Annotated in this window: 9 protein-coding genes and 4 pseudogenes; 9 read left to right on the plus strand and 4 right to left on the minus strand. The window is 58.3% G+C overall.

Going from position 1 to position 8016, the window contains the following annotated elements:
- Positions 1 to 136: 136 nt before the first annotated feature.
- From ACZXDY_RS43590 to ACZXDY_RS43605, 4 genes and pseudogenes are all read left to right on the plus strand, one after another.
- Positions 137 to 328: pseudogene (locus tag ACZXDY_RS43590) on the plus strand (N-acetylmuramoyl-L-alanine amidase); the annotation flags it as partial.
- Positions 329 to 667: 339 nt separating this feature from the next.
- Positions 668 to 1459, plus strand: a complete 792-nt coding sequence (locus tag ACZXDY_RS43595; RefSeq protein ID WP_464349736.1) for an alpha/beta fold hydrolase — start codon at positions 668 to 670, stop codon at positions 1457 to 1459.
- A 380-nt stretch (positions 1460 to 1839) separates the two neighbouring features.
- Positions 1840 to 2049, plus strand: a pseudogene (locus tag ACZXDY_RS43600) (SOS response-associated peptidase); the annotation flags it as partial.
- Positions 2050 to 2100: 51 nt separating this feature from the next.
- Positions 2101 to 2241 carry a hypothetical protein gene (locus ACZXDY_RS43605; protein WP_245287697.1) on the plus strand — a complete coding sequence of 47 codons (141 nt, stop codon included), beginning with the start codon at positions 2101 to 2103 and terminating at the stop codon, positions 2239 to 2241.
- A gap of 187 nt (positions 2242 to 2428) precedes the next feature.
- Here ACZXDY_RS43605 and ACZXDY_RS43610 read toward each other — a convergent pair whose 3' ends face one another.
- The gene (locus ACZXDY_RS43610; protein WP_028168928.1) at positions 2429 to 2653 is read right to left on the minus strand and encodes a hypothetical protein; all 225 of its coding nucleotides are present in this window, start codon (positions 2651 to 2653) and stop codon (positions 2429 to 2431) included.
- Positions 2654 to 3275: 622 nt separating this feature from the next.
- Here ACZXDY_RS43610 and ACZXDY_RS43615 point away from each other — a divergent pair.
- Positions 3276 to 3638 (plus strand): PRC-barrel domain-containing protein, encoded by a 363-nt coding sequence (locus ACZXDY_RS43615; RefSeq protein WP_028169244.1) that lies wholly within the window; start codon positions 3276 to 3278, stop codon positions 3636 to 3638.
- Positions 3639 to 3917: 279 nt separating this feature from the next.
- Here the strand turns inward: ACZXDY_RS43615 and ACZXDY_RS43620 are convergent.
- Positions 3918 to 4116 (minus strand): annotated as a pseudogene (locus ACZXDY_RS43620) (DUF3606 domain-containing protein).
- 105 nt (positions 4117 to 4221) lie between these two features.
- Between ACZXDY_RS43620 and ACZXDY_RS43625 the strand changes: the two are divergent.
- A complete protein-coding gene (locus ACZXDY_RS43625) occupies positions 4222 to 4536 on the plus strand; it encodes an ATP-dependent DNA ligase (protein ID WP_245287698.1) in 315 nt (104 codons plus the stop codon).
- Between the two features lie 657 nt (positions 4537 to 5193).
- Positions 5194 to 5988, plus strand: coding sequence for a Crp/Fnr family transcriptional regulator (locus ACZXDY_RS43630; protein ID WP_051397362.1), 795 nt, complete (start codon positions 5194 to 5196; stop codon positions 5986 to 5988).
- Between the two features lie 236 nt (positions 5989 to 6224).
- Here ACZXDY_RS43630 and ACZXDY_RS43635 read toward each other — a convergent pair whose 3' ends face one another.
- Positions 6225 to 7025 (minus strand): phytochelatin synthase family protein, encoded by an 801-nt coding sequence (locus ACZXDY_RS43635; RefSeq protein ID WP_464349737.1) that lies wholly within the window; start codon positions 7023 to 7025, stop codon positions 6225 to 6227.
- A gap of 247 nt (positions 7026 to 7272) precedes the next feature.
- A pseudogene (locus ACZXDY_RS43640) lies at positions 7273 to 7458 on the minus strand (IS5/IS1182 family transposase); the annotation flags it as partial.
- Between ACZXDY_RS43640 and ACZXDY_RS43645 the strand changes: the two are divergent.
- Both ACZXDY_RS43645 and ACZXDY_RS43650 read left to right on the plus strand, forming a co-directional pair.
- Positions 7446 to 7595, plus strand: coding sequence for a hypothetical protein (locus tag ACZXDY_RS43645; protein ID WP_155255670.1), 150 nt, complete (start codon positions 7446 to 7448; stop codon positions 7593 to 7595). The pseudogene ACZXDY_RS43640 and the gene ACZXDY_RS43645 sit on opposite strands and share 13 nt — an antisense overlap.
- Positions 7596 to 7643: 48 nt before the next feature.
- Positions 7644 to 7775, plus strand: a complete 132-nt coding sequence (locus ACZXDY_RS43650) for a hypothetical protein (protein WP_283807061.1) — start codon at positions 7644 to 7646, stop codon at positions 7773 to 7775.
- Positions 7776 to 8016 lie beyond the last annotated feature (241 nt).

Raw genomic sequence — 8016 nt, forward strand, 5'->3', positions numbered from 1 at the left:
GATTGCTTCCGGCTGGAGCGTTTGCCGGGTGGGACTTGCACCCACTGGAAAGCGCCGCCTTGTCACGGCGCACACCCTGAGCAGACACTGGCTCCTTTTCGCGCGCCCAGCCAGCTGCCGACGACCGTCGCCGGAAACCGAGCTCTCCGCTCACTACATCGTGCTGGAGGACGGCCACGTCGTGCAGTGCGTGCCCGAAGCCAAGCGCGCCTGGCACGCCGGCGTCTCATCCTGGGCGGGCGAGGAAGACATCAATTCCTGCTCCATCGGGATCGGGATCGTCAATCGCGACCATGACTGGGGCTATCCGGATTTTCCCCTGCGCCAGGGATCCCGGTAATTCGGTTCGGGTTCGGTCGGCGTTTGTACATCGAGGCGCGGTGCGGGCTCGAAAATAAATTCATAGAGCATGTCGTTTGGGCGGTCTGCCGTTCGACTGGGTGTCGGCGATCCAGCCGATCAAGAGGAGCTACGGAAATGCAGAGCGGAGGTTGGCAGATGACGATCTCGCATCGATTTATCGAGACAAATGGCATTCGAATGCACCTGGCCGAAGCAGGGGACGGCCCAACTGTGCTTCTCTGCCATGGCTTTCCGGAGTGCTGGTATTCGTGGCGGCACCAATTAGAAGCACTCGCTGCCGCCGGATATCGCGCCATCGCCCAACATGCGTGGTTACGGGCAGACGGACAAACCGGATGCGATCGATCAATATACTCTATTGCATCTGACCGGAGACATGGTCGGGTTGCTCGACGCGATCGGCACGGATCAAGCAGTCATTGTCGGACATGATTGGGGAGCGCCGGTCGCTTGGCGCTGCGCTCTGTTTAGACCGGATCGATTTAGGGCGGTCGGCAGCTTGAGCGTACCGTTTCCGGTGCGTGGTCCCAACCGACCAAGCACTGTCATGCCGAGGGCGGAAAAGCAGCGCTTCTATCAACTCTATTTCCAGACGCCGGGCGTTGCCGAGGCGGAACTCGAAAAGGACGTTCACAACGCAATCAAGACAACATTGTTTGCCCTATCTGGCGATGCGGCGGTTGAAAATCCTGCGTCGCTCACGATGCTTCCTAGTGACGGTGGTTGGCTTGATGGGAAGCCTACGACCCAATCATTGCCGGCGTGGCTCACGGACAATGACATCAAATTTTATGTCGAGGAGTTCAAGCGCACCGGCTTTAGAGGAGGTTTGAATTGGTATCGCAACATTGACCGCAATTGGGAGTTGCTCGCACCATGGTCTGGCGCAAAGGTTCAGGTCCCGGCACTATATATCGTCGGCGATCGAGACGCGGTTTACAGATCTCCGAATTGGGACCATCTCATCCCTAGCCTGAAACAGTCCGTGCCCTTGCTTCGCGAGTCAATAGTCTTGAAATGTTGCGGTCATTGGACTCAGCAAGAGCGCGCCAAAGACGTGAACAATGCCCTCCTGGAATTCCTGAAACAGTTATGAATCGCGAACGGACCACTTTTGGCGGCTCGCTTGCTGGCAACAAGCAACGTGCTCGCTGGATCGAAGACTTGCGTAGACACGGCAGGCAACGCGACTGAAGCCCGGCAACGCAATGTCGCGTTTTGGACCCAAACCGGACTTCCTTCTCAATGCAGCTATAGGGCCGTTATGTCAGGCCAAGTGCTGAGGCGATTTGCTTGTCTTCACGCCCGTAGTTGATGGCCCCTTGAATAGGTGACATCATCATGAGCATGAGTTTAGACCGCAAACCGCAGGTACGCCGGACGACGCCGCCGTCGGAAAGTGTCGTTGCGAGCTGGTACGAGAACGCCAGTTTACTCGATAGCTACAGCATTGACTTGAGTGCATCGGAACAGTTCGTCTATAGCTTCCTGATCACCGAGGCGAACGCTGTCGTCAAACCGATCCATGACAAGGCCATGCCGGTCATCCTGACGACGGATGAGGAGCGCGACGTCTGGCTGCGCGCGCCGTGGGATGAGGCCAAGGCACTCCAGCGACCGCTGCCCGACGACGCCCTGAAGATCGCCATGCGCGGCCCGGACAAGGAAGATAAATTCGCAGCATGAACTACGCAGAGAACCGCCCCTACGCCGATCCTGAAAGCCGGCCGCCGGCTGATGGAGCTCGCACATACCGTCGAGCCCGTGCAAAATGGACGCATCCACATCGAAAAGATCAACTACCCATTCATGGATCACGAGAACGCCAAGCCGTCCGAATATGGCGCCGGGCTCAAGCTCGCGATCGAGCGCGGCTAGCTCAAGGCGTTTGAAAAGGCCCCAGCTTCGTGCCGCTGGGGCCGTTTCGCTTTGAGCGCGGTACGGCCCCCCTTAAACGAACCCGAACCAGGAAAGCTATGCAATTAATCTGACCCAATCAGGCGAGCTACGCCCCTGGGGCAGCTTCTCCGGAGAGGTGCCGGGGCGTTTTCTTTTCCATCAAACTCTACGCTGCCTCGCGTCTCGAACGCTCAACGAGCTTGCTGACGGCTTCGAAGCTCTTTTCATAGTTGCTCGCCGCCTGATCAACATTCTCGGCAAACAGCCGCATCATCGACGCTTGGAACTCAACGAGTGGCTTCACAGCGTTGAAGCCGAGGGAGGCACTGGCAGCCGCGCGACTCTCTTGTTCTTTGACTATGCCGCGCACGTCTAATTTCTGATCGGCCATTTGATTCCCTCCTCTTGTTATTGCCCCAGCCACCTGACTCCAAACGCTACAGCGAGATGCGAGTTTCAAAGGACGGAGATTAATGCGCTGAATAGGTCAGACAGTCAGGCTGACAACTTGTCTTCTTCGCGCCGAGCTTCGTGCGCATTAAGGCGCTCGGCGATCTCAACAGCAACGGTGAGGCTGGGCGATGAGGCCATTGCGGGGGTGCGCCGAATCTCGCAGGATCGAAATCGACCGTGGCACAAGAGATAAGGCGCATGAAGTGCATCGAAGACAAGCCCTACGTGGACCCGGAGAAAGCCGCGCGCCGGCTGCTGGAGCTGGCCAACGCCGTCGCGGCTACAGGACGGCCGCATCCACATCGAGAAGATCAATTACCCATTCATAGGTCGGGAGACGGCCAATCCCGCTGAATATGGCGCCGGCCTCAAACTCGCAATCGAGCGCGGCTGGCTGGGGCTGCACGAGAGCGGCACCTGCGTGAAAATCACGCCGGCAGGCGCCGAGTTGCTTGTTCTCAACTCCATCACCAGGACCCAAAATGATGGGCAGCCTGCACGGAGGAACATCGAGCGTCCTGCTGCGATTGAATCCCCATAACCTGACACAGGAGGTTCAAATGGCAGCGGAGTCTCGCGAGACAGTCAATCTGATCGGGAGCGACAAGGTCGAAGGCACCTCAGTTTACGGCGCCGAGAATAAAAAGATCGGAACTATCGAACGCGTGATGATCGACAAAGTTAGCGGCAACGTCTCTTACGCTGTCCTGAGCTTTGGTGGCTTCCTCGGCATCGGCGATGATCACTATCCGCTGCCGTGGCAATCGTTCAAGTACGACACGAGCCTGGGTGGCTACGTGACTGGGATCACCGAGGATCAGCTCCGCGGGGCACCCAAGTATCGTGATGAGAGTGCGTGGAACTGGAGTGATCCGGCTGCTGGACGCCTGGTGAAAGAATATTATGGCGTTTCTGTCGTTTAACAGGCGCGACCGGCCGACCTATGCAAGTTGGCCGTCACCTTATCCGGCGCCTTTAGGTCCCCGTTACCATCGTCGCGACATCTCACCTCGTCGATAGAATTGACTACCTCGGACGCTCGCGTTCCCTTCATCCTTTTTTCGGACGACATCCTCGTCGTTCGTGCTGGGGCGCGGAGGCGACTTGGGCATGCCCGCCTGACCACCGTGTTTGCCTCCTCGGTCTTGGATCCCCTCCAGGTCATTTTCCTTGGGCAAGAGTCCATCTCCTCTTATGCGCTGCTAACGCGCGAGCCGTCGCTCCACTTTCCGTCGGCTATTGCCGCTATTGCCGACCTTCTTCACTGCTTTCTTGACCGCGGACGCCGATCGGCCCGTCTTTTTCGACTCGTAGCTGACCTCGTACCGCTGGCCGCCGGCTACTCGGGCCCGATCCTGCTTTCGGGGCGCGTGATGACTGCTTCTTCGCTTTCTTTGCCATGGGTTTCTCCATTTACCCTCCCCGCAACGCAGATCGATTCATGAAAGTTCCACCTGTTGGCCAGTGTCGGGAACGATTCGGCTCGGCCGGATTCGAATCTTCGGCATGACAGGGTCTTTCGGGCGAAGCGTTGTTATGTGTGCTGTTGCATTGCGTTCAGTTGGATCTGGTCTGGCTGACATCAACGGAGCGCGGAAGGCACCCAAGCCGGGCTTCATCAACCCGTGCGATCCGACCCTGCGCAACCAGCCACCGGACGGTCGCGGTTGGGTTTATGAAATCAAGGCGGACGGATACCGCGCGCAGCTTCATCTCGACGGCCGCGAGATCACCGTCTATTCCCGGACAGGCTACAATTGGACCGAGCAATTCTCCTCAATCGCGGCGGCGGCTCGAAAACTGAAGGCGAAATGTGAATAGGCACGCCATTTGACCCTCGATCGGCATCCAAGGTTGACCCTATGCAGATCACTCAAGCGTATGAACGGCCGTCGAAAACTCTTTGCACGCTGGGGTCAACCTTGGACGCCGAAAGGGGCCAACGTTCGAAGCCGAAACACACCCTTAGGCGCGGTTTCCTCCTTTGGAGGCTTTCGGACGCCGGCCGCCGAACTCGCGGCGCCGTCCCTCAAGCGGCCGGTATCCGCAACCCTTCACAATTTCGGACTCATGCACTGCGGCAAAGCATCTACTCAATTGCCTCGTCAACGTGGCGGGAGATGCTGCGCATTGGCTATCCAGACTAGCTAGGCGCCGCCGCCGGAGGCTCACCGACCGCTTTGACGGGCCTCCGCCGCGCAAATGTCAGTAGCGTTCGCCGCGGACCGGAATTGGAACTGCTGCGTCACCCTGCCTGCTATGCTCTTTTTTCAGTTGCATCCGGCAGTCATTTGCATCAACCCCCTTCATGATACTGCGAGCAGAAAGCCTTTTTTCTCGCGGCGAGAGTTTGGAAGTTGTTTTTTTGAGAGTGAAACTGTCTCCTAAGTGAATTCAAATCGGTGCGCGTAGAGGAAGCAGATTTAAACCTATGTTGAGATCACCATTCCGCGACGCCCCAAAGGGTGCACGCCGCGGATGCTTCGCTGCCGGTTCCCCGCAGTGAGGCCTTCCGTCGGAAACGGTAACCGCCTTCTTGCGATACTGCCTGCATCGGAGTTCGATCTACTGGGGCCCGAGCTCCAGAGGATCCCGCTCGATCAAGACACGGTCCTTTCGAGAGCGGGTGACGAGATCGAGTACATTTTCTTCCCTCATAGCGGTGCCATCTCGCTGATGATCGACATGGCGGACGGAAGGACGGTTGCCACCGCCGCGGTTGGACGCGAGGGGGCAGTAGGCATGCTTTCGGTGCTCGGGCCGTCACCGTCGGCCGCTACCGCGGTCGTACATGCGGCAGGCACCGCCACGCGGATCCCTGCATCGCGATTTCACGCCGCTTTCAACCGCAGCCCTGTGATCCGGCACGCGGTCCAGAAATACACTAGAGTGATGCTGGTACAGTTCCAGCTCGGCTCGGCCTGCAACGCGCTGCACCCGGTCGAAGCCCGCATGGCTCGCTGGCTGCTCCAGCTTCGCGATCGCATCGACCACGACGTACTGCCGCTCACCCAGCAGGCGCTTTCGCAAATACTCGGTGTACGACGAACGACCGTGACGCTCCTGATGCGCAATCTGCGCGAGCGCGGGGCGATAAGGTCTGATCAACGAGGCCGAATCGAGATCGACCGACCACGGCTCGCGGCAGCGGCGTGCGAATGCCACGACACCATGCGTCTCGAAGTCGAGGACATCTTCTCGGCCCGATCTCGTCCGGCGATTCTGGCTGATGATCATCGCATCTCAGGATTTAATTCGGACGAGGCTATGTGAGGGCGTTTCGGCCCTAGACCGACCATTATCGCCGCTTACAGAGTAAGAGAGAGCGTTGACGGCGAAAGCAACGATCAGCCCAATGTCGGCTGCGGGGTCAAAGCGAGAAGAACTCAAGGTGAGCAAATTTGGTCCGCGTTGCCTCAGGGAGCAGACCTCAATGAGGCGTCTCGCCACGTCGCTGATGGGCCAATTGCGGAAATTTCCGTTTCATCGACGCGAAGTGAAGAACGCCCTCAAGGGGTCTCGATAAGAATATACCCGCGATTCTCAATCGTATCGAATGTGCGCATACCCTTGATGAGGGTTGCAGTTGGCATCCATACCCAGTCGGCGCTGGCCGGATTGACGTCAAGGACCAGGAACGAGTCGGATTCGGCATCATATGCTCCAAGCGGCGAGATATGTCCGGGGCCCTCTTGGCCTACAGCCTTGCGCTGGTAGGCGACGATTACATAGTCACCACGACGCTTGAGGTTTTCAACCAGATCAGTCCGAATATCCTGCTCGGGCTTGCTGTCATCGACGATGACAAGCCGGGTCGAAAGACCATTGGCCCTCAGCATCTCATCGAGCTGACGGGCCTGATAGCCGAAGTCGTGGATCTGCTTTCCATTGATCATCACCGGTTCGCCAAAAACTTGAGCGCGCGTCTTCTGGCCTTTGGTGATCACCATATCCTGTGTGAAGCGAGGGATTGTGGGATCGAAACCGCTCGGAACATATTTGAGATCTTCGGGCTGCAATCGGCTCCGGTCCCTCGGCAGATCAGGGCTCCGACCTTGAACGGCGTTAAGCACAATTGCGGCAGACGCGGGTCCGCAGAACGCTTTGTTGGACTCGGCTTCGAACTGATTGGCAAGAGCCGGAAAGTCCACCTTGGCAGTTGAGCGGGCCAGCCGCGTAAGCCCTTCATCCGAGGAAAAAGGCACAAGCTCCTGAGAAATGGTCGCTGATGTGTTGTCTAGCGCAAAGGCAGCCGGAAGCTGCACCGTCGCCAACGAAAGCGCGAGTGCAATTCGCGCGAGACGTGACATAGTTAGCTCCTATTTCTTGGAAGCTCGACGGAATCTAATCTAACGAGCCCAAAGGCCGGTTATAAAAAGAAATGTTGCCGCGTTTTCGCGCCTCAGGAGACTGAAAGTCGCCTATGGGTCTTGGTTGTGTGCAAACGGACGCGGCCGTGGTCGACAATCGTTGCAGGCCACGCGTTCCAACGTCCGATAGCCGGCCAAGGTGGGTATAGGGACGCGTTATCGCGCTTTTGGACGCACTTTCCGGCCTTTAGGCGGCGCGGATGGCTGCAATCAGGCTCGGTTTGCCGACGATGTTCATCACCCGTGTGAGGTTATAAGCGAGAACATGCAGGGCCATCTCAGCGGAGACATTCCTTAGGCGCTTCATTAGGAAGTGCATTGCACCCATACGGGCTTTGATCGTGCCGAAGGGACGTTCAGGTGTTGGACGACGACGCGAGAAGCGCGCTGCTGGAGCTGGTGGACGTGACCATCGACGAGCCGCGACACCAGCTGGAGCGTGGGGACCACTACGTGCTGGCCGATCGCCATCATCTGCTTTGCGCCAGCGTGATGTCGGACTGGTCCTAATGGTCCAAGCTGCTGACCGATGGCGCGCTGTTCTGTCCTTACCCTGGCGTGTTCGTTCCCTTCTCCGAGAAGGCCACCCGCCACGCGCTGGTGATGGTGCAGCCTGATCCGTACATCGCGGAACATATGCTGGATCGCTTCGAAGACGCCAAGGCGGGCGAGATCAGGAAGCAGCAATGAGCGGTAACGAAAAGGCAGCCGGCTTCCCGAGAAGTGGGAGCGACCGCTTTGAGTCCAAAACGCGAAGGACTCAGCTTGAGCAAATCAGGTCCGGTCGCGGTAGGGACGCTGGTTTCCCAGCGCCCCCCCCGCTCAGATCCGTACGTGCGGAGCTACCGCATACGGAGTTCTGTGCGTCAAGTTCAGCAAAATTGATCATGGGGTCCGGCCAAGCCATCCCCTCGGAGCCGCCGTCGCTCGC

The organism is Bradyrhizobium sp. LeoB3 (assembly GCF_055456055.1).